Raw genomic sequence first — 25,860 nt, 5'->3', positions numbered from 1 at the left:
GCTGTTTTAATGCTGCGCGCGCTTGCACTGTCTCTGGCCCTGGCTTTGCCCACGGCGGGAGCCGCTTCGGCCTATGATCCGAAACCGATCGCTGATCTGCTGGACTTCGACGTTCGATACGACGCCGCCATTCCAACACCTGAGAGTGTGCTGGGCTATCAGTCCGGCGAGATCATTTTCACCCCGGAGATGCACGCCGCCTATATCCGCGCGATCGCCGACGCCTCTGACCGGGTCAGCGTCGAGACCATCGGGCACAGCCATTTCGGCCGTCCCATCCTGCGCGTGACCACCACATCTCCCGCCAACCAGGCCCGGCTTGAAGACATCCGCGCGACCCAGCTGCGTCTCGGCGACGAGGGCGTCGCCGCCCCGGCGGAACACCCGGTGATCGTGCAGCTCACTCATGGCGTTCATGGCTCTGAGTCCTCAGGCTACGATTCTGCGCCTTTGATCCTCTATCATCTGGCCGCCGCGCAAGGCGCCGAGATCGAGGCCCTGCTGAACGAAACCGTCGTCCAGCAAATCGTCATGATCAATCCAGACGGCGCGAACCGTTTCGCCCAGTGGACCAACATGCACCACGCCAATGCGGCTGTGGCCGATCCGCAAAGCCGGGAACATTTCTATGAATGGCCCTGGGGGCGCACCAACCATTACTGGTTCGACCTCAACCGCCAATGGCTGCCTGTCACCCAGCCTGAATCGCGCGCGCTGGTGAGCACCACCCAGGACTGGCGCCCCAATGTGGCGGCCGACCTGCACGAGATGGGGTCAAACTCCACCTTCTTCATTTCGCCAGGCCCCCGTGAGGGCTTTCACCCGCTGCTGAGCCCGGCAGGCTTTGATCTCAATCTGACGATGAACCAGTCGATCAACGCGCACTTTGACGAGGCCGGCGAGGTCTATGTCAGCGAAGAGGTCTTTGACGACTTCTATCTGGGATATGGTTCGAGCTATCCGGGCCTGATCGGCTCCATCCCCTATCTGTTTGAACAGAGCTCGGTGCGCGGCCTTATTCAGGAAACCGAATACGGCATCCAGCGCTATGACGACAAAATCGCCCAGCAAGCGCGCACGGCCGTCGCCCTGATCCAGTCCGCCTACGCCAACCGCGACGCCCTGCACGCGCACATGCGTGACTTCTTCAATGAAAGCCGCCAGATGGCGAATTCAGACCCGGTGCGCGGCTATGTGTTCGGCTCGGCTGATCGTGGACGTCTGGCCGATTTCCTGCAGATGCTGGAAACCCACCGTCTGGAGGTCTACGAGCTGGCGCAGCCCTTCACCCATCAGGGCCAGGATTTCGAGCCGGGCGAAGCCTTCCTCATTCCCCTGCGCCAACAGCAATACCGACTGGTGCGCGGCCTGTTTGAAACCCGCGTGATCGAGGACAAGGTCGAGTTCTATGACGTGTCGGGCTGGACCCAGCCGCTCGCCTATGACCTCGATTACGCCGAATTGCGCGGTGGCCAGTACCGCAGCCAGATCGTCGGCGAGCGCGTCACAGGCTTTGACATGGCCGAAGCCGCGCCGGACGTCAGCGCCATCGGCTATGTGATGGAGTGGGACAGCTATTACGCTCCCCGCGCGCTCTATCGTTTGTTGGACGCCGGCGTGCGAGCCCGCGTCATTCCCGATGAGATCAGCGTTCAGACGACCGCCGGTGAAACCGAACTGGACCGTGGCTCGCTTATGATCGAGCTGAGCCGTCAACCGGTCAGCGCCGAGGAGATCCACGCCCTGCTTGTGCGGGCTGCTGAAGAAGACGGCGTGAAGGTCCACGCCGTCACATCCAGCAGCACGTCGCGCGGGTCGGACCTGGGCGGTTTTCAACTGAGCAATGTGGAGCAGCCTGAAGTGCTCCTGGTCACGGGTCGCGGAATCAGCATGGGCGATGCGGGCGAGCTGTGGCATCTGCTCGATCATGACATGCACATGCCTGTCAGCATGATCGACCAGTCCGAACTCGGCGGCGCCGATCTCAGCCGCTACACCCATATCATCCTGCCCCATGGTCGTCTGAACCGGATGGGCGATGACATGCCGGAAACCCTGGGCGCCTGGGTCCGCGACGGCGGCACGCTGATCGCAACACGCGGCGCGGCCCGCTGGGTCATCGAGCAGGAGCTGACAAGCGCTGCGATCGCCGAGCTGGAAACGCCTGAAGCGGACGCCGCTCGGCCTGACAATTATGACGCCCTCGCAGTCTGGGATGCAGAGATCGAGATTTCGGGCGCGATTTTCCAAACCCGGATCGACACCACTCACCCGCTCGCCTTTGGGTATCGCGACGCCCAGCTGCCCAGCCATCGGATTGGCAGCATGGCGTTTGCGGGCGGCGACAACCCTCTCGCCCTGCCCGTGCGCTACGGCGCTGACGATCCGCTGCTGAGCGGCTACGCCTCAGAGGAAGTCCGCCGCGCCCTGTCGGGAACCGGCGCCGTCTTCGCCGAACGCCGCGGCTCGGGCTCGGTCATCCTCTTTGCGGATGATCCGTATTACCGCGCCTATTTCCGCGGACCGGCCAAGCTGATGATGAACGCGATCTTCTTCGGAAACGATTTCCGAAACCCCTCGCGCCGCACCAGCGACTAAGACATGAAAAGGCCCGGTCGAAAGACCGGGCCTTTTTTCACTCTACTGCTCACGACTACCCCTTTGCCGCGTGCCTTTGCGCCAGCAGCGCCGTGACATCCGCCAGCGACAGGCCGCGCGCTTTCAGCGTCACCATCAGGTGGAAGATCAAGTCGGCGGCTTCGCCCAGAAGCGCGTCGTCATCCTCGGCGGCGGCGGCGAGCGCAGTCTCAACCCCCTCCTCGCCCACTTTCTGCGCGCATTTCAAAACGCCCTTGGACAGGAGTTTGGCGGTATAGCTGTCTTCGGGGTCGTCCTCGGCGCGCGTGTCGATCACGTGCTGGAGCTGCCCCAGAAAGCCGATCTCCGGGCCCGGCGTCTCGCCAAAACAGCTATGGCTGCCGGTGTGACAGGTCGGACCGGCCGGGCGCGCGCGCACCAGAATGGCGTCTGAATCGCAATCGGTCGCCACCGAGACCAGTGACAAGGTGTTGCCCGAGCTTTCACCCTTGGTCCAGAGCCGCTCCTTGGAGCGCGACCAGAAAGTGACGAGGCCCCGGGTCTGGGTCTCGTCGAGCGCCTTGGCGTTCATATAGCCCAGCATCAGCACTTCGCCGGTGTCGGCGTGCTGCACGATGGCGGGAGCGAGCCCTCCGCCCTTTTTCCAGTCGATCTGAAACAGGCTCATACGCGCATCTCCACACCTTCGCTCGACAGCCAGGACTTGAGTTCCGGAATGGCGATGACGGCTTTATGAAAGACGCTCGCCGCCAGGGCGCCGTCAACATTCGCCTGCTGGAAGACGTCACGGAAATGCTCGCGTGCGCCCGCACCACCTGACGCGATCAGAGGGACCGGGCACACCTCACGCGCAGCGGCGAGCTGATCGATGTCATAGCCTTCGCGCACGCCGTCCTGATCCATGCAATTGAGCACGATCTCGCCTGCGCCGCGGTCTACGACTTCGCGGATCCAGTCCAGCGTCTTGCGGTGCTCGGTGGAGGTCTTGGACGGATCGCCAGTATTCTTGTGGCAGCGCCACTCGCCGTCGATCACCCTGCTGTCGATGCCGACCACCACGCATTGCGAACCGAACTCCGTCGCCAGCGCGTCAATCAGATCGGGGTTTTCCAGCGCCGGGGTGTTGATGGAGATCTTGTCCGCGCCGCCAAACAGACGCGCCCGCGCATGTTCAAGCGAGCGGATGCCGCCTGCGACACAGAACGGAATGTCGATCTGACGCGCCACGCGGCCCACCCATTCCGGCTCCACCGTGCGGCCCGACGGACTGGCGCTGATATCGTAGAAGACCAGCTCGTCAGCGCCTTCCTGGGCATAGCGACGCGCCAGCTCCTCGATCCCGCCCACATCTTCATGGTTCTGGAATTTCACGCCCTTCACCACGCGGCCATCGCGCACATCCAGGCAGGGAATAATACGTCGCGCTAGCATGCCAGCGCCTCCTCCAGCGTGAAGCGGCCCTCAAACAGGGCCCGCCCGATGATCACGCCAGACAGCTTGTTCGCCTTGAGCGCGCGGAGATCATCCAGCGACGAAACCCCGCCCGACGCCTGCCAGTTCATGTCAGGCCGGATCTGCGCCAGGTCTTCATAAAGCTCGAGATTGGGGCCTTCGAGCATGCCGTCGCGCGACACATCGGTCGCCAGAGCGTGGCTCAGCCCCGCCAGCCGGTATTCAGACAGAAGATCGGCAAGCGGCGTGACTGACTGCTCGGTCCAGCCCTTGAGGGTGGGATAGGCGACGCCGTTCTCTGCGATCTTCACGTCAAACGCCGCGGCGATCTGTTCGGCGCCGTATTCCGCAATCCAGCCGATCACGGTCTGCGGATCGCTGACGGCGAGACTGCCTATCACCGCGCGGCTGGCCCCGGCGTTGAGGATCGCGTCCACGTCTTCACGCGACCGCACGCCGCCGCCGGTCTGAACCTTTAGGCCCACATCCGCGATGGCGCGCACCAGATCCTGCTGACGCCGCGCGCCGTCACGCGCGCCGGACAGGTCCACCAGATGCAACCAGTCCGCGCCGGCGGATTTGAACTGCTCGGCGACGGCCACGGGGTTGTCGCCATACTCGGTCACAGCGTCGAAATCGCCCTTGGCCAGCCGCACCACGCGGCCGTCCAGAACATCGATGGCGGGATAAACGATCATGCCGCGCCCTTTATGAAATTGGTCAGGATTTGCGCGCCGGTTTTGGCCGAACGCTCGGGGTGGAACTGACAACCGGCCACATGGCCCTTGCGGGCGATGGCGGTGATCTCAGGCCCGTATTGGGTGGACGCGACCGTGTGCGCGCCGACAGGCGCGTAAAAGCCATGGACGAAATAGACGTGCGCGCCCTCATCGACGCCTGCGAGCAAAGGCTCGTCGGCGCTGTTTTGGCTCAAGGTGTTCCAGCCCATATGCGGCCACGGGCCCTCAGCGCCCGGATCCAGGCGCTCGATGCGCCCCGGGATCAGCCCCAACAGCTCGCACTCGCTTTCGACCGAATACTCAAACAAGAGCTGCATGCCCAAACACACCCCCAGCAGAGGCCTTTGATCGGTCTGCAGCGCTTTCGCCCAGCCGGTTTCGCGCAAGCGCTTCATGGCCGGTCCCGCCGCGCCCACGCCCGGCAGGATGATACGATCGCAATCCTGCGCTTCGTCCGGCGTTTCCGTCAGGCGATAGCGCGCATCCAGACGCTCCAGCGCATATCGAACCGAGGCGATATTGGCGGTCGAGGTGTCGATAATCGCCGTGGTCATCACAGAACACCCTTGGTGGATGGCAAAGCGTCGCCCTCAATCCGGGACGCCATACGCAAGGCGCGGCCAAAGGCCTTGAAACAGCTTTCAATCATGTGGTGGGCGTTTTCACCCTCCACTTTCACATGCAGCGCCGCTTTCAGGCTTTCCGCGATGGAGCGAAAGGCGTGCGAACACATTTCAACCGGGAAGTCGCCAACCCGTTCGCCGGGAATCTCGCCCTCAAACACCGCATAAGGCCGCCCGGAGAGGTCGATCCAGACGCCCGCGCGGGTTTCGTCCATCGGCACTTCAAACCCGAAGCGTCCGATCCCACGCTTGTCGCCGAGCGCCTCTCTCAGGCCCTCGCCGAGCGCCAGGCACACATCCTCGATGGTGTGGTGGGAATCCACATCCAGATCGCCTTCACACGACACGTCCAGCGCCAGGCCGCCATGGCGGGCCACTTGCTCAAGCATGTGATCGAAAAAGGCGAGACCGGTGTCGATGCGGGCGCCCTCCTGATCCAGATTCACGCTCAGCGTGATCGAGGTTTCCTTGGTGACGCGTCGAACCGTGGCTGTGCGACGCTGACTGCGCAGACCCAGAAAATCGCGCAATTCGCGCGCCGTCTGCGCGTCACGCACATGGCCCACCAGGCCTTCGCCATCTTCCGCCAGAACCAGACCCAGTCGGCTCAGGGTCTTGAGATTGGTGTGCTCATACACCAGCCCCCGCGCCGTGACCTGAGCCACTTCGCCCAGTTCTTCAGCCAAAGCCTGGCCGATATCGGTCAGAATGACGTCTCGTTCCTCGCGATCCTTGCGGGCGGCGAGACGGGCGCCAGGGCTAAGCTGGCGCATACCCTCTTCGAGCAGACAACACGGCACCGCATTGAGCTTGGTGCGCAACAGCGCCGCCTGCTCTTCATCCATGGCCGACAAGACCGTGACAGGCGTCTGCAGGCCGCCGATCCGGTACAAGGTCAGACCGGGCTGCGCCGGCTCATCCAGAGCGATCACCCCGTCCGCGCCAAAATCGTTGACGAGCGTCAGATCACTGCTCCAGACCGCCTGGCGCGCTTCATCCGTGCTGGAGGCCAGAGACAGGTTCGCGGCCGGGATTTCCAGAAGGCTCGCCAAGCGTTCAAGCAATTGAGCTTCACCCATGGCGCGCATGTCTTCAGGACGTTTGGAGAGATCAAATACGCCGCTCATGGCTTCGTCTTTCTATTTCGACGCAACGCCATGGCGAGGCGGTGCGCGTCCAGCCCTTCAAGCGCCGCCAGCCGTTCGACCACGGGCGCGATGGACTCAAGGCTCTCTTCACTCAGCTCCAGAAGCGTCGTCGTCTTCTGAAACATCTCAACCGTCACGCCGCCATAGGCGCGCGCTGCGCCGGCGGTCGGCAAGGCGTGGTTTGGCCCTGCGGCGTAATCACCCGCCGCCTCGGGCGTCCACGGCCCCAGAAAAATCGATCCGGCGTGACGTATACGATCCGAGAAGGCGCGTGGATCTCGGGTCTGAACGATCAGGTGTTCACTGGCGTAGGCGTTTGCCGCCTCAACCGCTTCGTCTTCTGACGCGACGATAACCGCGCGAGAATTGGCCAGCGCCGCCCGCGCCGTGTCCGCTCGCGGCAGCTGTTTGAGCAAGGCATCGATTTGCCCTTCCACCTGAACGGCGAACTCTTCAGAAAACGCGACCAGAACCACTTGCGCCATGCGGTCGTGCTCGGCCTGGCTGAGCAGGTCGATGGCCACAAGCTCGGGGTCGGCGGCGTCATCGGCCACCACCATGACTTCGCTCGGCCCCGCCGGCAAATCCGCCGCGGCCCCGTTCGGGCTTTGCGACAACAGCGCCTTTGCGGCGGCCACATAGGCATTGCCCGGACCGAAAATCTTGTCCGCTTTCGGCAGTCCGGCCACCCCGAGCCCAAGCGCCGCCACGCCGTGCGCGCCGCCAATGGCGTAGACTTCATCAACCCCAAGCAGCTTGGCCGCGGCCAGCACTGTCGGCTCGACGCCCTGCCCCTTGCGCGGCGGCGCGATGACCGCGATGCGCGGCACGCCTGCGAGTTGCGCAGGCACCGCCAGCATGATCAAGGTGGAGACCAAAGGCGCCGTGCCCGCCGGCACATATAGCCCCGCCACATCGATCGGCGTCGCCCGACGGCTGGCGAGCGCCCCGGGCCAGGTTTCAATCTGGTAGTCGCGATAGCCCTGCTCGGCGTGAAACGCGCGCACAGCCTCAGCCGCCGCCAGAATGGCGTCACGGTCTTCTGCCGCCAGCGCTTGCTCCGCCTCGGCCAGCTCGCTGTCAGGAACTCGGAACCCCGCTTCAGGCGCCCAATCGTCCAGCGAGAGGGCGTAGTCCCGCACTGCGGCTTCACCGCGTGCGCGCACAGCGTCCAGAATGTCCTGGGCCACAGCGACCGCGTCAGAGCCGAGCGAGGGCCGCTCGAACAGCCGCTGACGCGTCTGCGCGTCAGACGTTTTCCAATCGATCCGGGTCAGCATGTCAGGCCATCATCTTTTCAATCGGCATAACCAGGATGGAGCGAGCGCCCGCAGCCTTGAGCTGCTCGAGCGTGGACCAGAACACGGCCTCTGTGCAGACGGCATGAACCGCGACCACATCATCGCGTCCGACCACAGGCGCCACGGTTGGCGCATCGGTGCCCGGCAGGATGGCTCGAACCTCCTCCAGCCTGTCCTTGGGCGCATTCAGAAGGATGTACTTGGTCTGGCGAGACGCGATAACGCCCTTGAAACGTTCAATCAGGCGCTCGGCGGTCTCGGTGACGCCGTCCTTCTGCGCGCCCTTGCGGCGCACCAGAACCGCTTCGCTTTCCAGAACCGTCTCAAACGCGGCCAGGCCGTTGGCTTCAAGGGTGGCCCCCGTGGAGACCAGATCGCAGATCGCATCTGCGACGCCCATGCGCGGCGCGACTTCCACGCTGCCGCCCATTTCGACGATCTCCGCGTTGACGCCGCGTTCCCGAAGATAGGCCGCCGTCAAGGCCGGGTAACTGGTGGCGACCGTCTTGCCCTCAAGGTCGGCCGCCTTGGTGATCGCACCATCTTTGGGAGCCGCCAGCTTCAGCGTGCACCGGGCGAAACCCAGCTTCAGCGCGATCTCGAGATCCGCCATGCGGGCCGTCTTGTTCTGCGCTTCATACAGAACATTCTCGCCCACAATGCCGTAATCGCACGCGCCGGACGCGACAAAGCTGGGGATGTCGTCATCGCGGATGAGCATCAGGTCGATGGGCTGGTTTTCAGAGCGGCGCAGCAAATCGTCCCGGCCATAGGCCAGCTTCACGCCGGCGCGCTTGAGCAGGTCCAGCCCGCCCTCGGCCAAACGTCCCTTTTTCTGAACAGCCAGGGTCAAACGGTTCTCATTCATTGGCCTTGTTCCTTCAAACGGTCCAGCACGAGCCGGTATCCCTGATGATCTTCCTGACTGAGAAAGCGCGCCACGCGCGTGACCGTGGTGGTGCTGACGCCGGTATCCGCGCTGATTTCGCGGTAGGATTTCTTCCCCTCCGACAACAGACGCGCCACACGCCAGCGTTCCGCCAACGCCTGCATCTCGCCTGGCGTCGTCAGGTCGCGCAGAAACCGGCGCATTTCCTCGCCATCTCGCAAGGTCAAAAGCGCCTCGCATAAGGCGCTGACGTCCTCGGGGCCGCCAACGCGGGTTTCAGGCATGGGATCAGCCATCGCTCGCCTCCAACTCAGAAGGACGTTATAGCGTGTTAGCGTGATAAAACAATGGTGCGGATGCAGTGTCCGCTATTTGAAGAGAATACTCTGAAAATTCAAGCCTATGCGCTCCGCGCGCTGATAGAAAAATGCCGCCGCTTCCGGGCTTGGCGCCCGCTCTTCCAGGGTTTGACGGAACAAAGACAGCCAGATCGAGAAGTGGTCAGGTCGGATCTTGTCCAGATGCTTGTGGTGGGCCGGGATCGGCCGCCCGCCATATGTGCCCGCATTGAGCGCGATGGACGCCCAGAACTGCTTCATCGTCTTCAGGTGCCCTGTCCAGTCATCACCTATGGCGGCTTCAAACACTGGACCAAGATCCTCATCCGCCTGAACCCGCGCATAAAATGCGTCAACCAGGTCGGAAATGAACGCCTCGTCCACGCCCATGCTTTCGGCCTGGCGAGCAATGTCGGCCTGACGGGCGGAGGCGGTGCGAATGATGGGTTCGGTCATGGCGATCCTTCCGGAGCCTTTGTCCTGCATGCCTCCGCACGCTTAAACAAGCGCGCAAAGCGCGTCCAATCGTCCTGATGGCGCGGGAGCACACGTTTAATTCTTGAAATAAATAAGGATTGAAAAATCGCCCGTAAAAGTAGCGCCAAGTCCAATGGACGATCATCTGTAAATTCAAAATCTGTATTTAGGCCCGCACTTCAGGATTATTGATTTTTTAATTTCACAGCCTTTTCTGCGTATAAGCTTGACCAGCACGCACACATTCCTATGTATTATTAGCAATCCCTATTTCGATCATTTAGAGCCGCTGGCAGCGGCAGGAGGACATGTGGCTTTTTCCAAACCGAATGCACGTCAAAATCGAATCGATCTTACGCACCTGGGCGCGTCCGGTGACATCGCGGTCCTCGCGGTTGACGGATTTGACGCCGGTGATCTGACCGATATCGCCGGTTCGGCCGAGCGCGCTGGATACCGGACCGTTATGATCAGCCCCAAGAAAGGCTTGATCACAGGTCGCCCTGAAGGTGGCGACGAAATGAATTTCGTGGTCGACGCCCAGCCGGGTGAAAAGACCGCCAGCGCGTTCACTGGCCTTGTCATTCCGGCAGGCGCCGCCAGCGTTGAACGGCTGCGCAATGACCAGGATGCGCGCCTTCTGATCGCAGACTTCCTGCGCGCCGGCGCCCCGGTTTGCGCTCTTGGCGAAGCCGTGGCTTTGGTCGCGGACATCGCGGAGACCACCACTCCGGACTCGGACGCCGTTCTGGCGCTGAAAGGCGACCTGTTCGCTGCTGACGGTGAAGATGCACGATCGGACGCCCGCAGCCTGTTCATCAAGGCGATGTCGATGACAGCCGCCGCCGCCTGATCGTTCAGGCGCTACCCTGGATACGCAAACGCCCCGGCCGTCGGCCGGGGCGTTTTTCGTTTTAGGGCGTCCGGTGAAGCCTAAGCCTCTTCCCAATCCCGGACGATGGTGCGAGCCGCGATGAGGAACAGCCCGCCAGCCACGAGATACAGCGTCGCGCCGATCATGATCGAATAGCGCAAGGCTTCCTCGCCGAAGCTCGGGGTCAGCAGCGTGGACAACTCACCAAGCGCATACACGCCTACGCCAATTCCGAGCAGATTGTTGATGAGCAGGAAGATCGCTGAAGCCATCGACCGCATGTTGGGCGGGACCAGATGCTGGAAGGCCGAGAGCGTCGGGCCAAGCCAGGCCAGGCCCAGACCGGTCGGGATCATGAACAGCAACACAGCCAACAGCGCTGACGGGGCCAGCACTCCGGCGACATAGAAGGGATAGGTGACGAAGAACGCCACCGCCGGCACGATCGCGTACATGCGCTTGGAGCCCTTGCCCATCAGATCGCCCAGAACGCCGCCCAGGATGATCCCCAGACTGCCGCCGACGAACAGGATCGCGCCGAACAGCCAGCCTGTGGTGATGATGTCGAGCTGAAAACTGCGCGCGAAAAAGCTCGGGACCCAGAAGAAGACGCCATAGCCCATCATCGAGCTGCACGACGCGCCGAGGGTGAGGAACCAGAAACTGGGCTTTTTCGACAGAATGGCCAACACCTTGAAGATGCCGGGCTTCTCAGGCGCTTTGACAGGCTCGCCAGCAGCGGCGACGTTTTCAGCCAGCTCGGCCTCAACCGCTGGCCGTTGCGGCGCGTCCAGGCCGCCCCGCTTGGGCTCGCGCACGGTAAGTTTGAACAAAGGGGCGATCAGCAGACCCAGAATGCCCACGATAATGAAGGCCGCCCGCCAATCGAGATTATCGCCCATGGCGCCGCCGGCGATCTGCGCGCCCGCGATCACGCCGAAGGCGGAGCCGATGGGGATGCCCAGCGAATAGATGGCGAGCGCCCTAGCCCGGCTTTGCGGCGGGAAATAATCGGCGATCAGCGAATAGGACGGCGCCACGCCGCCCGCTTCGCCCACGCCAACCCCGACACGGGCCAGGAACAGCTGGGTAAAGTTTGTAGCGAGGCCGCACAACGCCGTGAATCCGGACCAGACGGACAGAGAAATCGTGATGATCCAGGTGCGCTTGGTGCGGTCAGCCAGCCAGGCGATCGGCACCCCTAGCGTGGAGTACAAGAGCGCAAAAGCTATGCCGCCCAGAAGACCGAGCTGGCGGTCCGACAAACCCAGCTCCTCCTGGATCGGAATGGCCAGAATGGAAATGATCTGACGGTCCAAGAAATTGAACGCGTAAACGATAAAGAGCATGGCCAGGACCCAGGCGCTATATTTCGCGCTGGGCGGGGTCTCTGGCAGGCCCGTCTCCGTCTCGGTCTGAGTGGTCATATCTCTCCCCTGGTCTTTTCTCAGTGTCTGCACGCCGGGTCGCACCCTTGCATACTGAAGGCGTAAACCATCACTTTGCAAAGAAAAAACGCCGCCAACCCGGAGAGGTTGACGGCGCTTTCTGATCAGACGCGATTAGTAGCGGTAGGTGACCGAGGCGGTCACTGTGCGCGGATCGCCGTAGAAGGCGGTCAGCGTGCCTTCTAGGCCCAGGGTCGGAACAAACGGGCCGCTATTGCTGGAATAGTCAACGAAGTCGTATCCGGCGACCTTGTAACGCTCGTCCGTCAGGTTGCGGCCGTACAGGCCCGCAGACCATGTGCCCTCATCTGACGTCCAGACGGCGCTGGCGTTCCACAATGTGTAGGCGTCCTGATCAATCAGCGGGCTCGCCAGCTCGAACTGCTGGGAGTCGCTGCGATAGGAGACCGTGCTCAGAAGGTTCAGCTCACCAGAGTAAACCGGCATGCTGTAGCCCAGCGACAGAGACGCGGTCGTGTCCGGCGTGTTCTGAATTGACGCCTGGTCAGAGATGTCCTGACCAAAGGCGTTGATGAACTGATCATACTCGCCGTCCAGCAGACCCACGGTCGCGTTCACGCTCATATAATCGCCGTCCACAAAGGCGTTGGTTTCCCAGCCGCCTGAGAGTTCGAACTCCACGCCGCGCAGGGTCGCTTCGCCGGCATTGGTGGTGACGCCGGTGAAGGTGTCGGCCACGCCGTCGCCATCGGTGTCCACACCGACCGAACCGGGGACTTGCACATCGGTGTAATCCATCTGGAACACGGCCAGGGAGTGACGCCAGCCATTGCCCCAATCCGCTTTCCAGCCCAGCTCGTAGCTATCCACTTCTTCAGGGTCGAACTGCATGAACTGGAAGACTTCGCCGCTGGAGACGGAACCGTCGCCGTCAAGATCCGGCGCAGCGCTGGTCTGACCGCGCGGGTCGAAGCCGCCGCCCTTGAAGCCCTGGGAATAGGTCGCATAGACGTTCTGGCCGTCTGCGAAGGACCAGGCCAGAGAGGCGCGCGGGGAGAAGTCGTCAAAATCCGCCGTGCCGTTGAAGTCAGACGTCACCGCAATCGGAATCGCGCTGCCGCCGAACAGGTCGGACGCGCCGCCTATGAAAGTGGTGCGGCGCACCACGGAAGAGCGCTGGTCTTCGGTGTAGCGGGCGCCCAGGGACAGCTCGAGCGTGTCAGTCAGGTCATAGGTGAAGTCTGCAAAGAACGACCAGGTTTCCGTCGACACATCACCAAACGTCTGAGCGTTCAGGCCCGGCAGGCCAATGATGGCGCCCGTGGTGGCCAGGATCACGTCAAAGCCCGTCGAAGCGTTCGCATCCAGATAATATGCGCCGATCACGCCGTTCACGCGCTCGCCGGAGAACAACATCTGCAATTCCTGGGAAAACTGGTCGTTCGCATAGATCGCCGGCACGTCCAGGTCTGCTTCAGGCAGCGAATCAAAATCGATCGGCGAGGTGCTTTCATCTTCCCGATACGCGGTGATCGATTTGAGCGTGATGGAGTCGTTGACCATCCATTCCGCCGTTACCGAGCCGCCATAGGCTTCAACAGACTGCTCGGGGAAGTCGAGACCGGCGCGCGTATCAAACTCGTCGTCCAGCACCGGATAGGTGAAGGCCGGGAATTGATCAGGGATCAGGCGGTGACCCTGACGCGCATTGGACGCGTCATCGGTGTAATCGGCCGCGACGCGGACCTGGAAGTTTTCGGTGAGATCAAACTCGGCCGACACACGGCCAGCCCAGACCGATTTATTGTAGTTATCGATGCCGTTGTAGAGATTGTCGCCATACCCTTCGCGCGACAGGCGCGCCACGGCGCCGCCGACGCGCACCGTGTCGGTGAGCGGGGTGGAGGCGGAAGCGATGACGTCGAGCTGGTTATAGCTGCCCACATTGACGCGCACGCTGGCGGTCGGTTCGTCGGACAGGCCGCGCGTGACGTATTTGACGGCGCCGCCAATGGTATTGCGGCCGTAAAGCGTGCCTTGCGGGCCACGCAGAACCTCGATGCGTTCCACGTCGTAGATGTCCAGAACCGACGCCTGAGGGCGGTTCAGATAGACGTCATCAAGATAGAGGCCGACGCCGGACTCAAACCCTGCCACAGGGTCTTGCTGACCCACGCCGCGGATGAAGGCGCTGAGGGTGGTGTTCGTGCCGCGCGACACTTCCAGGGTCACGTTGGGGGTGACTTGACCCACAGCGGTGATGTCCTGAGCGCCAAGCGCGTCCAGCTGTTCACCCGAGAAGGCGGTGACGGAGACCGGCACATCGGTCAGGGTTTCCTCGCGGCGCCGCGCCGTGACCGTAACCACGTCGCGGATCGGATTGTCAGAAGCGCCGGCTTCCTGGGCGATGGCCGTGGCGGCGAAAGGCAGGGCGGACGCAGAAGCGAGCAATGCGGCCGCACTCAATACGGTGCGTGTCATAGTCATGGGGTTATCCCTCCCTGTGAACAGAAGCCTCTATGAGCTTTTGCATGAGGTAAATTCAACGTTGAATGAAAAGTCAAGAAGGATTAGGACTTCGGTCATAACAAACAGGACGGCTGAGGCTTCCCAGACACAGGCCCGGAGACAGGCAAAGTCTGGTCAATCCTAGGCTCCGGGCTCTAAAAGAGCGCATGGGAGGATCATCATCATGACTGACGCCGGAGGAACGCGCCGGGGCGAGCGCACCCGCACCCGCCTGCTCGACGCTGCAGAAAGCCTGTTCGCTGAAAAGGGCTTTCATGGCGTCACAGTGCGCGCCATCGCTCGCCAGGCGGATAGCGACCCGGCGCTTGTGGCCTATTATTTCGGCGGCAAGCGTGAACTGTTTGACGCCGTCTTGCTGCGTCGCGCGGAAGAGCTCAATACGATTCGCCTGGCGGAGCTGGAAGCGTGCGAGGCCAATGCCGGGCCTGAAGGTCCGACTCTTGAAGCTATCATTCACGCCTTCACCCACCCGCTTCTGGATCGCAGCGCCAATGGGGGCCCAGGCTGGAAAAGTTATTTCGCGCTGGTGGGCCAGGTCACCAACTCGCCTGAATGGGGCGTGGCGATCATGTCCAAATACTTTGACCCGATCGTGCGCCATTTTCTGGACGCGGTCAGACGCGCCCTCCCCGATGCGCCGGAAGAAGAGCTGTTCTGGAGCTATCACTTTCTGTCAGGCGCGCTGGTTCTGACCTTCGCAGACACCGGACGCGTGGACGCCTTGTCCGGCGGCTTGTGCAAATCCAGTGATCTGGAAGCGGTGACCGAGCGCATGCCTGAATTTCTGGCGGCCGGCTTCCAGCGTCTGGCGCAGCGTCAATCGAATAAGAAGCAGGAGGCCGAGACGGTTTCATGACCCCGTTTTCAGAGCATTTTTTCACCGCTCCCGATGGCGTTCGCACCTATTACCGCCGCTATCCGGCGCAAGGCGAGAGCGGCAAGACCCCGGTCATTTGCCTGCATGGCCTGACGCGCAACAGCCGTGATTTCGAGGATTTGGCGCCGATCATCGCCGATATGGGCCGCACGGTCGTGGCGGTGGATGTGCGCGGCCGGGGCCGGTCTGACTATGACGCCCAGATCGAAAACTATAATCCGGCCAAATATGTCGAGGATGTTCAGGGCATTCTGGATGAGCTGGGCTGGGACAAGGTGGTCTCCGTCGGAACCTCCATGGGCGGTTTGATGACGATGATCCTGTCCACCGTTCGCCCCGGCCTTTTGACCGGCGCGGTGATCAACGATATCGGCCCGGAGCTGGACCCGGTCGGCCTGACCCGCATCCAGGGCTATGTGGGCGGGGCCGGACGCTTCGCCAATTGGGAGGAAGCCGGCGAGGCCTTGCGCGCCATCAACGGCGTCGCCTTCCCGAACGAGACAGGCGCGGACTTCTGGATCGCCTTCGCCAAACGCACCTGCCGGTCCATCGATACGGGCGAGATCGTGCTCGATTACGACGCCAACATCTCAAAACCAGTGAAGGATGGCGATGTGGCGCCGCCAGACCTTTGGCCGTTCTTTGAGGGTTTGAAGGGCACGCCGCTCTTGCTGGTGCGCGGCGCCATTTCCGACCTTCTGGCCATGGAGTGTGTCAATGAAATGTCACATCGCCATGGCGACATGGAGCTGGCTCAGGTCCCCGATGTCGGCCATGCTCCCCTCTTGACCGAACCGGCCGCGCTGGAGCCGATCAAGGCCTTCCTGAGCCGTCTGGACTGAGGCATCTGAGAGATGACTGACATGCTGCTGCGTATTCTGGGCGGGCTGATCCTGCTGGCTGTTCTGGTGATCGCCTTTTTCGCCTGGACCTTCCGTCCGCTGGATCTGGACGCCGTCAGCCAGCAATGGATGACGGAGCAGGACCGCTTCGTCACAGTGGATGGCGAAGACTGGCGCGTGCGCGAAAGCGGCCCTGAAGACGCGCCGACCCTGGTCCTGATCCACGGCTTCAGTCATTCCCTTGAAGCCTGGGACGCACTGGCGGCCGAGCTGGATACGACCTATCGCATCATCCGGTTCGACCTGCCCGGTCACGGATTAACCGGTCCACGCGCCGATAAGGCCTATTCGGTGACCGACACGGTCGCTCAGGTCAGCGCACTGCTTGACGAGATCGCCCCGGATCGGTTCGCCATTGGCGGCAACTCGCTGGGGGGATTGGTCGCCTGGCGCTATGCGGCGGAGCATGCAGATCGTGTGGATCATCTGGTTCTGATCGATCCGGGCGGCTATCCCAATCTCGGCGTGGCGGACGACCCCGCCCCGGTCCCCGATGCGGTGCGCGCGTATCTCTCTCTGGCGCCGGAAGCGGGCGTCGCCTACGCGACGTCTACCCTGTACGCCGATCCTTCACGCGTCTCGCCCGAACAGCTTGAACGCATCCGCGCCATGATGCGGGTCGAGGGCAATGGTCAGGCGCTGATCGAGCGGATCGAACAGTTCACCCTGCCTGATCCGAACCCCGACCTCGCCCGCATTGCTGCGCCGACCCTGATCGTATGGGGGAGCAATGATGCGATGATCCCGGCCACCCATGGTCCGCGCTTTGACGCCGCCATCCCCAATTCGCGGCTGGTGCTGATGCAGAACACCGGCCATGTGCCCATGGAGGAATGGCCCGTCGAGACCGCAGCGCTGGTGCGCGATTTCCTCAACGACTGATCTGGCGCTTCCTCCAAAAGAAAGGGCGCGCAATCTCTTGCGCGCCCTTTTTGTCTGGAGACTGAGTCCGTCAGCCTTTCAGAACCATCTGTCCGGTGGACGGCTCGATCTGGTAGTAGGCGAGCCCTGACGCTTTCCACGCGCCCATGCCGCCCGCCATGTGCGCCACGACATCAGATCCCGCCGCTGCACAGGCCTGAATCGCCTTGCCCGATCGACCGCCCGCCGCGCAATGGAGCACCACCTTGCGCCCCTGCCCGGTCGGCAGCGCCGCCGGATCAAACGTCGACAGCGGCAAGAGCAGAGCGCCCGGAATTCGCTCGTTTTCGTATTCACCGGGTTCGCGCACATCCACGAGGATGATTTCACCTGCTTTCAGGGCCTTATCGACCTGCTCCGGGGACCAGTTTTCCATTCTCAGCACTCCATAAAGCTCATGCGCGCTTTGCGCTCTGTCATTTATCAAGTTTGACAAGTTTGGAGACGCGGCTCAAGCGCGGCCCGCTGTCACATCTGGGTGAGACTAGTCTTCAAAGACGATTTCGGGCGCGGGCCGGTGCGCGCCTTCAAGCGCATGCAGCATGCCCGATGCAGCCCGGTGAAACGCCTTGGCCACCGGGCCGTCGCCAGACGCGACCAGCCGGCCTTCATCGCTGGCTTCACGCAATTCGGGGTGCAGCGGGATTTCGCCCAGGAACGGCACGCCCAGAAGTTCCGCTTCCGCTCGCGCGCCGCCACGGCCGAAAATCTCGGTTCCCTCGCCGCAGGACGGACACAGGAAAAAGCTCATATTCTCGACAATGCCGAGGATCGGGATCGCCGTGCGATCAAACAGCGCCACAGCCTTGCGCGCATCATCCAGCGCCAGGGTCTGCGGGGTGGAGACGATCACGACGCCTGAAATCGGCGCGCTCTGCGCGATGGCGAGCTGCGCATCGCCCGTGCCGGGCGGCATGTCGATGATCAGCACGTCCAGATCACCCCAGTTCACCTCGGTCAGGAACTGCCGGATCGCTCCGGTCACCATGGGGCCGCGCCAGACCACCGGATCGCGTTCGCCCACTAGGAACCCCATGGACACCAGCTTCACGCCATGCGCTTCCAGCGGCTCGATGCCGCCATCCGTCTTTTGCAGACCAGGCGCGCCGTTCAGGCCAAAAATGCGGGGGGCGCTCGGGCCATAGACGTCGGCGTCCATCAAGCCTACCGACAAGCCCATCTTCACGCAGGCCGCGGCCAGGTTGGCGGCCGTGGTGGATTTACCCACCCCGCCCTTGCCCGACGCCACAGCGATGACCGCCTTGGCCGGCGCTTTGGGAGGCGCCGCTTCAGCTTTCGCAGGTTTCGGCGCTTTGGCGCTCAACGACGCCTCTATGATGACCCGCGCCCGCTCGATCTCGGGATGGGCGGTCAGCGCGTCCTGGATGGCCTGCCGCAACGCGCCCGCATCCTCATCGGCCCCTCCGGGTTTGAGCACCAGCGTCGCCACGCCGTCGCGCAGATCTGCGCCGTCAATGCGGTCTGACCGGTTCAGAGGCGCCCCGGTGGCCGGATCGGCGACGGAGGCGAGAGCGTTGAGCACGATTTCGTTCATGCAGCTGAGATAGGCGAGCCGACGCCCGAACGCAAAGCCAAGCGCTCTTATAGACAGCCCATTGCAGCATAAACTGCAGCTGAGAGGCGCGAGCGACTTGATCGCGTGGTGCAAGCCCGGCTACACCGGTTAGTGGAGACGTGGCCGAGTGGTCGAAGGCGCTCCCCTGCTAAGGGAGTATACCTCAAAAGGGTATCGAGGGTTCGAATCCCTTCGTCTCCGCCAGACCTTCTGGCCTTCATTTCATGACATTGAAGGATCAGACGCCACCTTGATGGCGGGAGCTTTTGCGCGGTCACAGGGCTGAACCGCCACGGAGTTCGCCCCCTTTTCTGCTTTCCTTATCAATAATTCAGCGATAGCCATTAATCGGCGTCGGTGCAGCCCATATTCTGCTCCCAGGCCAGCCAGGCCTGATCGCCGTAGTTGGAATAGGCGGTCAAGCCACGCTCAGACAGACGATCATAAAGATCATCCTGGAACTCATCCCGCTTGTGGCAATGCAGGACATTCCCGCCGGCCGTGCTGTATTTGAGCCAGTGCGCGATCTGGCAGCCAGACTGGAACGCATTCTCGGCCGCTGCGAACTCATGGTTCGGGCTCTGCAAGCGAAGATTCTCCCCGGTCCGTTCACACGCCATCAAGGCGTTCTGCTGCCAGTCGAGCGCACTCACAGTGCTGTTTGGCGCATCATTGCTGGCCCATTGCTGGCGCACCAGTTCATCGTTTTGAGCCGCCAGCCGGGCGCGCTCGGACTCCACGCGTTGGCCGGCACGATAACTGCTTTCGAGGCGTTCCTCTCTTTCCCGCCGGATCGCCGCATTGCGTTCCTGCTGGAGCCGCTCGCGTTCGGCCAGGGCCTCATCATTGCGCCGGCGTTCTTCGGCCGCGTTGGCGATCCTTTGCCGTTCACGAGTCAGCTCGGCGATGCGGGCTTGTGAGGCCGCGTCCGTTCCAGAGGATGCCGAGGCTTCCCGGCTTTCGCGGGCCGCCTCGGTCCGTCGCTGGTGATACGCGGCGGTATTTTGCGCGCGATTGTTGATCTCACGCATTTCGCGACGGTTCGCCTCGTCACGCGCCCGGTTCTCGGCGGCAAGGCGCTCATTGGCGTCAGACAGCGCCTGGTTCATCCCCGTCAGGATCGCCTCTCGCATCTCCTGACGCTCGCGAGCCTCGGCCTGGCGCCGTCGGCGATCACGTTCCGCATCCTCGGCAGCACGCCGGCGGACATAGCCCGCGTCCTGCTCTGCGCTGGCATAGCCACGCGCAATGGAGTCAAACAGGCCATAAATCGACATGCCGGCAGCGGTGTCATAGATCGGGCTGAGCCCCATGTCCAAAAGGCGCTCGCGCATCTCTTCGGCGGCTTCCCACGTCATGAGATAGGTCGACCGCCTGCCGTCATAACCGAAACGACGCACATCCTGGATGGCCCCGTTACGATAGACTCTTTCTGACGGCAGGCTCGCCAGGATGAGCGGCCGATCACCGATCATCTCATAGGTGGTCAGATCGACGTACTCATTGATCAGCCGCAGGACGTCCATCTGCTCATCAATCACGGCTTGCGCAGCCAGATCATACCGGCCGACATCGGCATTATACCGAGCTGTTGGCTGTTCTCCTTGGATGGCGCCGCCGACCTCCAGCACCATGCGGATATGATCCAGGTCATTCCGGCGATAGGCGTCCATCAGCGAGACCCCGGACAGGGGATTCTCATCAGCGGTGGCACAGAAGGACGTCGGACCGCTCGCGTCACAACCCTGCTGGTGCAAGGGCAGGGCCTGCGCGAAATAGAACGGATCGTTCTGCGCTAAGCGAAGGGCGGCATCCCCGGCATATCGACAGGCTTGCACATGCGGGTCCTCTTCCCGCAGGCAATACGGTGAGAGCAAGACCACCAGTTCTTCCTCAGAGGCGTCGACCAGAAAGGCCCAGTCTTCTGACAACTCAACCAACCGACATGCGATCAGCACATCTTGTGCGCAATAGGCATCCATGAGGGCCCAGTCCGGCTCCGCGCTGCGAGCCTCTTCCGAGCCGGCCAGCAATGTCATCACCTCACCGAAACAGGCGGCGATATCCAAGCCGGCGCAATGAACGTCCGCCGCCCGTTCACGCTGGGTCGGCCAACTAGCGTACTCAGCGACTCGTGTATTCCCGGTGGTAAAGAGCAATGCCCGCCAAGGCCCCTGCCCAGTCCCTTGCGGCGACCAGAGCTGATTTTGTCCGTAGAGTTTCACCGTGGCCGTGAGAACGGGCGTCAGCCCGGTCTCTGAAACATCAGCCCCTGGCCAGTACGCCCATGGCGCCATCAGATTCTCTACAAAACGCGGGGCGTAATTGCGACGCGCCACGCGGCGCTGGAACTCGTCTTGGGTACCCATAAAGCCGTAAGACTCATTTCCTTCGCTATACTCGTCGACAGCCGCGATCGTCGCATCCAGACAGGCGCGATCATCACCCAGCTCGCAGCCCATGGCGAAATACCGGATCGCGCGATGCAGATCCTGCGAGCCGGTCTCTCCGCTATAGTAATAACTCCCTGCCCAGGTACAGCTTCTCGTGACGCCATTCTCGCAGGCGTCTCGGAACAGTCGCAGTGCGCGACGCTTGTCGACCTCGAGATATCGGCCCGAATTCAGCAGACGAGCCCGCAGAAAACACGCCGTATGGGCGTCATCGTCACAATAGTCCTCAAGGCGCTCGGCTGCGTCGGCAGCCGTGCCTGCGGGAAACATGTCAGGCTGAGTGATATGCAAGTGCGCGAGGCTTACACAGGCCGTCATCTGGCCAGCATTGCACGCCTGTGAAGCCCAGTACGCGCCCGTCTCCGCGTCGGCGTCCATACCGCCCAAGTCGTATGTATGCGCCGCGGCCAAGGCTAGCTGAGCCTCAACATCGCCGCTCTCGGCGGCTTGGACCAAGGCGTCCTGATCCATGCGCTCAAGATGGCCCTCAAGCAGACGGCGCAGCTCCGTGACATGTGTTTCGGGATCGGTGAGAGACACATAAGTCGGCCTCAGTTCAGACAGGAGCGGCGTCGCCTGCCTCACAGCGGAATCCTGTGCGTCAGCAACAGGCGCGCCGGACGCAAAAAGGCTCAGCGCGAACGCCGTACATGATGATCTGAATGCGCGCATATCGCCCCCCAAGGCGCCAGCCGATCCATAAAGGTTAATGCATTATATTCAAATTACAACGATCGGGAAATTAGGCTATCTCTCTGAGTTTTATCACCCTGAGAGCACTCCAAAGCATCATATAGGCTCGTCGCCTGCTCTGACGGCAGCGCGTCATCGCGCATCAGCTGATCGAGTTTGGCGGGGGCAATCATCAGGTACGTTAGGCGCCGCATCGAGGTTGAGTTTCACGTCTCTTTTGGAAAAGCCACGGATTGTGCGGTCGGCGCGGCTGTGGTTTTGCTCAGGTTCCAGCCACCCATCACGATCAGCCAAATGTTCACGCCCCACCAACTTGGGTCGAACTCCGCCGTGAGCAGCCAATATGAAATCGCCATAACCCCTGCACACATCATGAGGACCGCTGAAACGATCTCAAACTTCAGCGCAGTCAGTGCAGAGAGACTACCGAACACCGCGATCAGACCGAGAATGGCAAACGCCATGTCGATCGGGAAGAACGACCAGTTCCAGGCGACAACCCGCGGATTCTCGAAATCAGAATACATCAGGGCAGGATCGATTGCGACGAGATCGAGCGCCAACGCGCCTGCCAGGCACCAATAGAGGATCATCATCAGATTGGTGGCTGTGGTGAGAGCCCTTCGGAGGGTATCTACCTTGTGCATTTTCATCCTGCATGTTGGGGTTTGTGCGGTGAGGTCGGTCCGCATGAGCGGCAAATTGCGCCCCGGCACATACCCCAATATAACAGTCGTCACGACCGAAAGCCCGAGCGAACGATTGAAGCCTTCGGCCTGACGCGATCGCCGCGGCGGTTGTCAGCGAGGCGGGGGCCGACTGGGCAAACCGATATGGTGCGGACTTATCCTGCGGATGCTATCCATTCAGACCGAACATCGACACCCAATTGTCGACGGTCATTCCCTGTCGATAGTCCCGCTGCATCTGCGCATCCAAAAGCTCGGCCAAAAGCCGGTTCTCCAGCCAGACCTCGATACATTCGTACGGCCCTCGGTCGCAAATACGCGCTGTCCAGCCCTTGGCCGACGCGAGAGCGAGGACTTCGGCCCGCTCCAGTGTCGTGCCTAGCGCAGCGTGGACAAAGGTCGGTCCCCCCTGCCTGGTTTTAACTTCACACGATATCTGCGCGGCGCCGGCCTCAAGCACATGGGTTGTGGGATAGACTTCCACTGAGGTGCCGTCGTCTTCCGCGGCGAAGGCAATCCAGCAATCAGGAAAAGGCGGAAATGGCACGGCAGCGCCACCCATGACCTGCGCGAGAAACCCCGCCACGCCTTCTGGATCATCGGCGTTTATGGAGAGATGGAGAAGGCCCATAGCCAAAAGTTAACACAAAACTAGAAAGGCTAGAAGCGTTCGCGATGTGTGAATTTGACGAAGCTCGGAGTTCGCGCTTGCAGGCAATGTCGGCGCCGCGGGATGCGACGCCAGCCTGGGACCCCAGCCATCGGCGGGTGACAAGCCGGTTCGGCTGGCGCGCCTGATGCTGGCGGCCGCGGTATCCGACCCCGCCGTCACCTTACACAAAAAGAGCCGCGTCATCTCTGACGCAGCTCTTTCTTTTAAAGGCTCAAGATCAAGCCGGATGGACTTAGCGCAGGCTGCGCGCCACCCCGTCGATCACCTCGGCCAACGCCGTGATCCGGTGGGCGGCGACGCCGTCTTCAGATGCATCGGGCAAATCCCGGCCCAGATCGCGCAGCTCTCGCGCCAGTTGACGATCCCGTGCGTCCGCTTCGACAACCTGCGCCGCACGTCCCAGAGCATCATACAGGCTCGTCGCCTGCTCTGACGGCAGCGCGTCATCGCGCATCAGCTGGTCCAGATAGGCCAGGCCCACGACCGGATGGTCAGGCCAGCTGACCGGCAATTGCTGCTGCGGGTTGAAGGTGTCGCCCTGATCGGCCAGCGCCGCGGCGGCGATCTCGTTTTCGCTCAGTTGGTCACTGGGCAGCATCTCGAAGACATCCAGACCGCGCACGATCTCGGTGCCGTAGATGCGACCGTCATACCAATAGCTCGACCAGTATCCGCCCAGCACCATCACATCGGGATCGATCGGCCCGCGGTCAAAGAACGCGATCTCGTAGGCATTGGCGGGATCGGTGAAGTCGAGCACGGAAATCCCGCCCTGATACCAGGACTGCACGAAGATATCGCGGCCGGGAACCGGGACGATGGAGCCATTATGCGCGACGCAGTTCTCTTCTTCGGTCTGGGCGGAAGAGATCTTGTAATAGCCTTCAAACTCAAGCTGGCCGTCATTGATCGCGTAGATCGCATTCGCGCCCCAATCCATGGGGTCTTGCGCGCGGCAACGCGGCCGTCCGCCGCCGCCCCATTCATCGGTGAACAGGATCTTGTCGCCCGCATTGCTGAAGGTGGCCGAGTGCCAGTAGGCGAAGCCCTGGTCGACCACGGCGTCAATGCGCTGCGGCGCACGCGGATCGCTGATGTCTAGCAAGATGCCATTGCCCGAGCACGCCCCCGCGGCGAGGTTCAGCGACGGGAAGACCGTGATGTCATGGCACTGGTCCGTGCGGCGCGTGGACTGGGTGCCCTCGCCGTGATCACCGCCGGTCCAGAGCCCGGCGATCCGGCCCGTCTCGTCATCTGCGAACACGCGCGGGCTGTCCACAATGCGCGACGCCGCAGGATTGGCGACCGGGATTTCGATCACGTCGATGCTGAACAGCGCCGTTTCTTCGTCACCCGGAAAACCCGCGACGCAGCCCGCCATCTCCTCCTCATCACGGATCGAGCTGGTGCCGGAGTTGTAGACCACAATGGTGTTCTCATCGCTTGAGACCACCGAATGCGTGTGAGAGCCGCGGCAGGTCTGCACCTGGCCGACCTGACGCGGGGCGACCGGATTGCTGATGTCAAATATCCGCAAGCCCCGGAAACGCTCTTCGCTGACGTCTTCGCTCACGCCCTGACGACCGCAATCCACGCGCGCGCGGGTGTCCTGTACGGACACCAGAAGCAGATCGCCCACAATGGACACATCGCCCTGCCCGCCCGGACACACGACCGAGCTGATCAGAACGGGCGCGTCTTCGCCCAAGCGATACAGGTTGAAGCCGTGATAATTGCCGACCGCCATCAAATCGCCGGCGAAGGCCATATCCGTGTTCGAAAAGCTCAGAAACGGCGCGCGCTGACCAAAGCGGCGCTCAACCTCTTCATCCGTGTCCTCCGGGGTGATTTCCGGCGGCAGGCCGACCGGGTTCTCGGCGTCGAAAAAGCCGGTGGGCTTGGGCAGGCTGGCGATCAGTTCGAGATTGGAAATCGCCTCGCCCGCATCGCGGAAGCCCGCGGACAATCCATTGCGCGGATCTTCGGACAGGGCTGCGAGCACAGCGCTCATCCGGCGGATTTCAGAGTTCTGTTCGCTGCGGACATCATTGACGAAATCAAACAAGACCGGGTCATAGGCCGAGCCCCGCTCGTCCAGCAGTGCGTCCACCATCACGATTGCGCCGTCATGGTGAGCGATCATCAGCTCCAGGAACAGAGCGTCAAACTCTGTCCCGCTCGCCTGGGCCAATTCCTCCATCTGCTCTGGCGTCGCCATGCCCGCCATCATGGAGTGGCCGGCATGCCCGCCGCCATGATCCATGCCGTGATGCATCGCATGCGGATCATTGGCGGGATCGGGCGCGTCCTGGCCACGCTCTTCAAGCCAGCCTTGCATGAAGGCGATCTCGTCAGCCTGGCTGGCGTTGATGCGCCCGGCGACGGCGACAATGTCATCGGTGCTGGTGCGCTCTGCGACCAGGTCCGCCATCTGCACCGCCTGATAATGGTGCACGATCATGTCGCGCATGAACTGCACGTCCGCCTCGGAAAAGCGGTTCGCGGCGATCTGTACGGCTTCGTCGGCGTTGATCTGGCGCACGTCTTCGCCCGGCGCGCCCGGCTGGACGATGGGCGCGTCTTGCGCAAAGGCGCCTGTCTGCGAAGCCAGTCCCGCCGCTAGAGCGATCGTGGCTGACTGAAGTCGCAATCGTGTGTTGAAGGTCATGGCGTTTCTCCCCGGTTCTATCGTCGACAG

General features: G+C 62.2%; 22 protein-coding genes and 1 tRNA gene. 6 read left to right on the top strand and 17 right to left on the bottom strand.

The genetic code is table 11. The features are described 5' to 3' along the window. Positions 1–9 precede the first annotated feature (9 nt). A complete protein-coding gene (locus tag B3M53_RS08075; RefSeq protein ID WP_273020618.1) occupies positions 10–2,598 on the top strand; it encodes a M14 family zinc carboxypeptidase in 2,589 nt (862 codons plus the stop codon). A 55-nt stretch (positions 2,599–2,653) separates the two neighbouring features. Here the strand turns inward: B3M53_RS08075 and hisIE are convergent, their stop codons facing one another. From hisIE to B3M53_RS08030, 9 genes are all read right to left on the bottom strand, one after another. Beyond that, positions 2,654–3,265 (bottom strand): bifunctional phosphoribosyl-AMP cyclohydrolase/phosphoribosyl-ATP diphosphatase HisIE, encoded by a 612-nt coding sequence (hisIE, locus tag B3M53_RS08070; protein WP_273020616.1) that lies wholly within the window; start codon positions 3,263–3,265, stop codon positions 2,654–2,656. Continuing rightward, a complete protein-coding gene (gene hisF, locus B3M53_RS08065; protein ID WP_022702147.1) occupies positions 3,262–4,029 on the bottom strand; it encodes an imidazole glycerol phosphate synthase subunit HisF in 768 nt (255 codons plus the stop codon). The genes hisIE and hisF overlap by 4 nt, the downstream gene beginning before the upstream one ends. Continuing rightward, positions 4,023–4,748, bottom strand: a complete 726-nt coding sequence (gene hisA, locus B3M53_RS08060) for a 1-(5-phosphoribosyl)-5-[(5-phosphoribosylamino)methylideneamino]imidazole-4-carboxamide isomerase (RefSeq protein ID WP_273020613.1) — start codon at positions 4,746–4,748, stop codon at positions 4,023–4,025. The genes hisF and hisA overlap by 7 nt, the downstream gene beginning before the upstream one ends. After that, entirely contained in the window at positions 4,745–5,347 is a 603-nt protein-coding gene (gene hisH, locus B3M53_RS08055; RefSeq protein ID WP_414690714.1) for an imidazole glycerol phosphate synthase subunit HisH, read from the bottom strand. The genes hisA and hisH overlap by 4 nt, the downstream gene beginning before the upstream one ends. After that, positions 5,344–6,540, bottom strand: coding sequence for an imidazoleglycerol-phosphate dehydratase HisB (gene hisB, locus B3M53_RS08050; RefSeq protein WP_273020609.1), 1,197 nt, complete (start codon positions 6,538–6,540; stop codon positions 5,344–5,346). Before hisB ends, hisH begins: the two co-directional genes overlap by 4 nt. Further along, on the bottom strand, positions 6,537–7,841 hold the full coding sequence (gene hisD, locus B3M53_RS08045; protein ID WP_273020607.1) for a histidinol dehydrogenase: 1,305 nt from the start codon (positions 7,839–7,841) through the stop codon (positions 6,537–6,539). Before hisD ends, hisB begins: the two co-directional genes overlap by 4 nt. Position 7,842: 1 nt before the next feature. Then, entirely contained in the window at positions 7,843–8,730 is an 888-nt protein-coding gene (gene hisG / locus B3M53_RS08040; RefSeq protein ID WP_273020606.1) for an ATP phosphoribosyltransferase, read from the bottom strand. After that, entirely contained in the window at positions 8,727–9,047 is a 321-nt protein-coding gene (locus B3M53_RS08035; protein ID WP_273020604.1) for a YerC/YecD family TrpR-related protein, read from the bottom strand. Before B3M53_RS08035 ends, hisG begins: the two co-directional genes overlap by 4 nt. Positions 9,048–9,119: 72 nt before the next feature. Continuing rightward, a complete protein-coding gene (locus B3M53_RS08030; RefSeq protein WP_022702140.1) occupies positions 9,120–9,545 on the bottom strand; it encodes a group III truncated hemoglobin in 426 nt (141 codons plus the stop codon). A gap of 331 nt (positions 9,546–9,876) precedes the next feature. Between B3M53_RS08030 and B3M53_RS08025 the strand changes: the two genes are divergently transcribed. Continuing rightward, a complete protein-coding gene (locus B3M53_RS08025) occupies positions 9,877–10,419 on the top strand; it encodes a DJ-1/PfpI family protein (protein ID WP_022702139.1) in 543 nt (180 codons plus the stop codon). 80 nt (positions 10,420–10,499) lie between these two features. Here the strand turns inward: B3M53_RS08025 and B3M53_RS08020 are convergent, their stop codons facing one another. Both B3M53_RS08020 and B3M53_RS08015 read right to left on the bottom strand, forming a co-directional pair. Beyond that, positions 10,500–11,867 carry a spinster family MFS transporter gene (locus B3M53_RS08020; RefSeq protein WP_022702138.1) on the bottom strand — a complete coding sequence of 456 codons (1,368 nt, stop codon included), beginning with the start codon at positions 11,865–11,867 and terminating at the stop codon, positions 10,500–10,502. Between the two features lie 135 nt (positions 11,868–12,002). Beyond that, a complete protein-coding gene (locus B3M53_RS08015; protein WP_286800045.1) occupies positions 12,003–14,336 on the bottom strand; it encodes a TonB-dependent receptor in 2,334 nt (777 codons plus the stop codon). 205 nt (positions 14,337–14,541) lie between these two features. Between B3M53_RS08015 and B3M53_RS08010 the strand changes: the two genes are divergently transcribed. From B3M53_RS08010 to B3M53_RS08000, 3 genes are read left to right on the top strand one after another with little or no spacing between them, the layout of a single operon-like run. Continuing rightward, a complete protein-coding gene (locus B3M53_RS08010) occupies positions 14,542–15,234 on the top strand; it encodes a TetR/AcrR family transcriptional regulator (protein ID WP_022702136.1) in 693 nt (230 codons plus the stop codon). After that, positions 15,231–16,097, top strand: a complete 867-nt coding sequence (locus B3M53_RS08005) for an alpha/beta fold hydrolase (RefSeq protein WP_022702135.1) — start codon at positions 15,231–15,233, stop codon at positions 16,095–16,097. Before B3M53_RS08010 ends, B3M53_RS08005 begins: the two co-directional genes overlap by 4 nt. Positions 16,098–16,109: 12 nt before the next feature. Next, the gene (locus tag B3M53_RS08000; protein ID WP_273020599.1) at positions 16,110–17,039 is read left to right on the top strand and encodes an alpha/beta fold hydrolase; all 930 of its coding nucleotides are present in this window, start codon (positions 16,110–16,112) and stop codon (positions 17,037–17,039) included. A 70-nt stretch (positions 17,040–17,109) separates the two neighbouring features. On the opposite strand, the gene B3M53_RS07995 is transcribed toward B3M53_RS08000, so the two are convergent. Both B3M53_RS07995 and B3M53_RS07990 read right to left on the bottom strand, forming a co-directional pair. Next, the gene (locus B3M53_RS07995; RefSeq protein ID WP_160091790.1) at positions 17,110–17,454 is read right to left on the bottom strand and encodes a rhodanese-like domain-containing protein; all 345 of its coding nucleotides are present in this window, start codon (positions 17,452–17,454) and stop codon (positions 17,110–17,112) included. A gap of 108 nt (positions 17,455–17,562) precedes the next feature. Then, positions 17,563–18,621: an Mrp/NBP35 family ATP-binding protein gene (locus B3M53_RS07990; RefSeq protein WP_273020596.1), complete on the bottom strand. Its 1,059-nt coding sequence runs from the start codon at positions 18,619–18,621 to the stop codon at positions 17,563–17,565. 146 nt (positions 18,622–18,767) lie between these two features. On the opposite strand from B3M53_RS07990, the gene B3M53_RS07985 reads away from it, so the two are divergent. After that, positions 18,768–18,858: transfer RNA gene (locus tag B3M53_RS07985), tRNA-Ser, on the top strand. A gap of 140 nt (positions 18,859–18,998) precedes the next feature. Here the strand turns inward: B3M53_RS07985 and B3M53_RS07980 are convergent. The 4 genes from B3M53_RS07980 to B3M53_RS07965 form a co-directional block, all read right to left on the bottom strand. Further along, positions 18,999–21,779: a tetratricopeptide repeat protein gene (locus tag B3M53_RS07980; RefSeq protein WP_273020594.1), complete on the bottom strand. Its 2,781-nt coding sequence runs from the start codon at positions 21,777–21,779 to the stop codon at positions 18,999–19,001. Between the two features lie 227 nt (positions 21,780–22,006). Beyond that, entirely contained in the window at positions 22,007–22,447 is a 441-nt protein-coding gene (locus tag B3M53_RS07975; protein WP_273020592.1) for a DUF5360 family protein, read from the bottom strand. Between the two features lie 211 nt (positions 22,448–22,658). Further along, on the bottom strand, positions 22,659–23,120 hold the full coding sequence (locus tag B3M53_RS07970) for a hypothetical protein (RefSeq protein WP_273020591.1): 462 nt from the start codon (positions 23,118–23,120) through the stop codon (positions 22,659–22,661). Between the two features lie 274 nt (positions 23,121–23,394). Beyond that, positions 23,395–25,830, bottom strand: a complete 2,436-nt coding sequence (locus B3M53_RS07965; protein WP_273020589.1) for a DUF305 domain-containing protein — start codon at positions 25,828–25,830, stop codon at positions 23,395–23,397. Positions 25,831–25,860 lie beyond the last annotated feature (30 nt).

The sequence above is a fragment of the Oceanicaulis sp. UBA2681 genome, from assembly GCF_002354675.1.
Taxonomy (GTDB): domain Bacteria; phylum Pseudomonadota; class Alphaproteobacteria; order Caulobacterales; family Maricaulaceae; genus Oceanicaulis; species Oceanicaulis alexandrii.
Note: the sequence above shows the minus strand (reverse complement) of the source record. Positions and strands in the feature narration are given on the sequence as shown.

What these genes read in the sequence shown, in the direction of transcription:
- B3M53_RS08075 (WP_273020618.1), top strand. Translation starts at nt 10, where the DNA reads ATGCTGCGCGCGCTTGCACTGTCTCTGGCCCTGGCTTTGCCCACGGCG.
- hisIE (WP_273020616.1), bottom strand. Translation starts at nt 3,265, where the DNA reads ATGAGCCTGTTTCAGATCGACTGGAAAAAGGGCGGAGGGCTCGCTCCC.
- hisF (WP_022702147.1), bottom strand. Translation starts at nt 4,029, where the DNA reads ATGCTAGCGCGACGTATTATTCCCTGCCTGGATGTGCGCGATGGCCGC.
- hisA (WP_273020613.1), bottom strand. Translation starts at nt 4,748, where the DNA reads ATGATCGTTTATCCCGCCATCGATGTTCTGGACGGCCGCGTGGTGCGG.
- hisB (WP_273020609.1), bottom strand. Translation starts at nt 6,540, where the DNA reads ATGAGCGGCGTATTTGATCTCTCCAAACGTCCTGAAGACATGCGCGCC.
- hisD (WP_273020607.1), bottom strand. Translation starts at nt 7,841, where the DNA reads ATGCTGACCCGGATCGATTGGAAAACGTCTGACGCGCAGACGCGTCAG.
- hisG (WP_273020606.1), bottom strand. Translation starts at nt 8,730, where the DNA reads ATGAATGAGAACCGTTTGACCCTGGCTGTTCAGAAAAAGGGACGTTTG.
- B3M53_RS08035 (WP_273020604.1), bottom strand. Translation starts at nt 9,047, where the DNA reads ATGGCTGATCCCATGCCTGAAACCCGCGTTGGCGGCCCCGAGGACGTC.
- B3M53_RS08030 (WP_022702140.1), bottom strand. Translation starts at nt 9,545, where the DNA reads ATGACCGAACCCATCATTCGCACCGCCTCCGCCCGTCAGGCCGACATT.
- B3M53_RS08020 (WP_022702138.1), bottom strand. Translation starts at nt 11,867, where the DNA reads ATGACCACTCAGACCGAGACGGAGACGGGCCTGCCAGAGACCCCGCCC.
- B3M53_RS08015 (WP_286800045.1), bottom strand. Translation starts at nt 14,336, where the DNA reads ATGACTATGACACGCACCGTATTGAGTGCGGCCGCATTGCTCGCTTCT.
- B3M53_RS08010 (WP_022702136.1), top strand. Translation starts at nt 14,542, where the DNA reads ATGACTGACGCCGGAGGAACGCGCCGGGGCGAGCGCACCCGCACCCGC.
- B3M53_RS08005 (WP_022702135.1), top strand. Translation starts at nt 15,231, where the DNA reads ATGACCCCGTTTTCAGAGCATTTTTTCACCGCTCCCGATGGCGTTCGC.
- B3M53_RS08000 (WP_273020599.1), top strand. Translation starts at nt 16,110, where the DNA reads ATGACTGACATGCTGCTGCGTATTCTGGGCGGGCTGATCCTGCTGGCT.
- B3M53_RS07995 (WP_160091790.1), bottom strand. Translation starts at nt 17,454, where the DNA reads ATGGAAAACTGGTCCCCGGAGCAGGTCGATAAGGCCCTGAAAGCAGGT.
- B3M53_RS07980 (WP_273020594.1), bottom strand. Translation starts at nt 21,779, where the DNA reads ATGCGCGCATTCAGATCATCATGTACGGCGTTCGCGCTGAGCCTTTTT.
- B3M53_RS07975 (WP_273020592.1), bottom strand. Translation starts at nt 22,447, where the DNA reads ATGCACAAGGTAGATACCCTCCGAAGGGCTCTCACCACAGCCACCAAT.
- B3M53_RS07970 (WP_273020591.1), bottom strand. Translation starts at nt 23,120, where the DNA reads ATGGGCCTTCTCCATCTCTCCATAAACGCCGATGATCCAGAAGGCGTG.
- B3M53_RS07965 (WP_273020589.1), bottom strand. Translation starts at nt 25,830, where the DNA reads ATGACCTTCAACACACGATTGCGACTTCAGTCAGCCACGATCGCTCTA.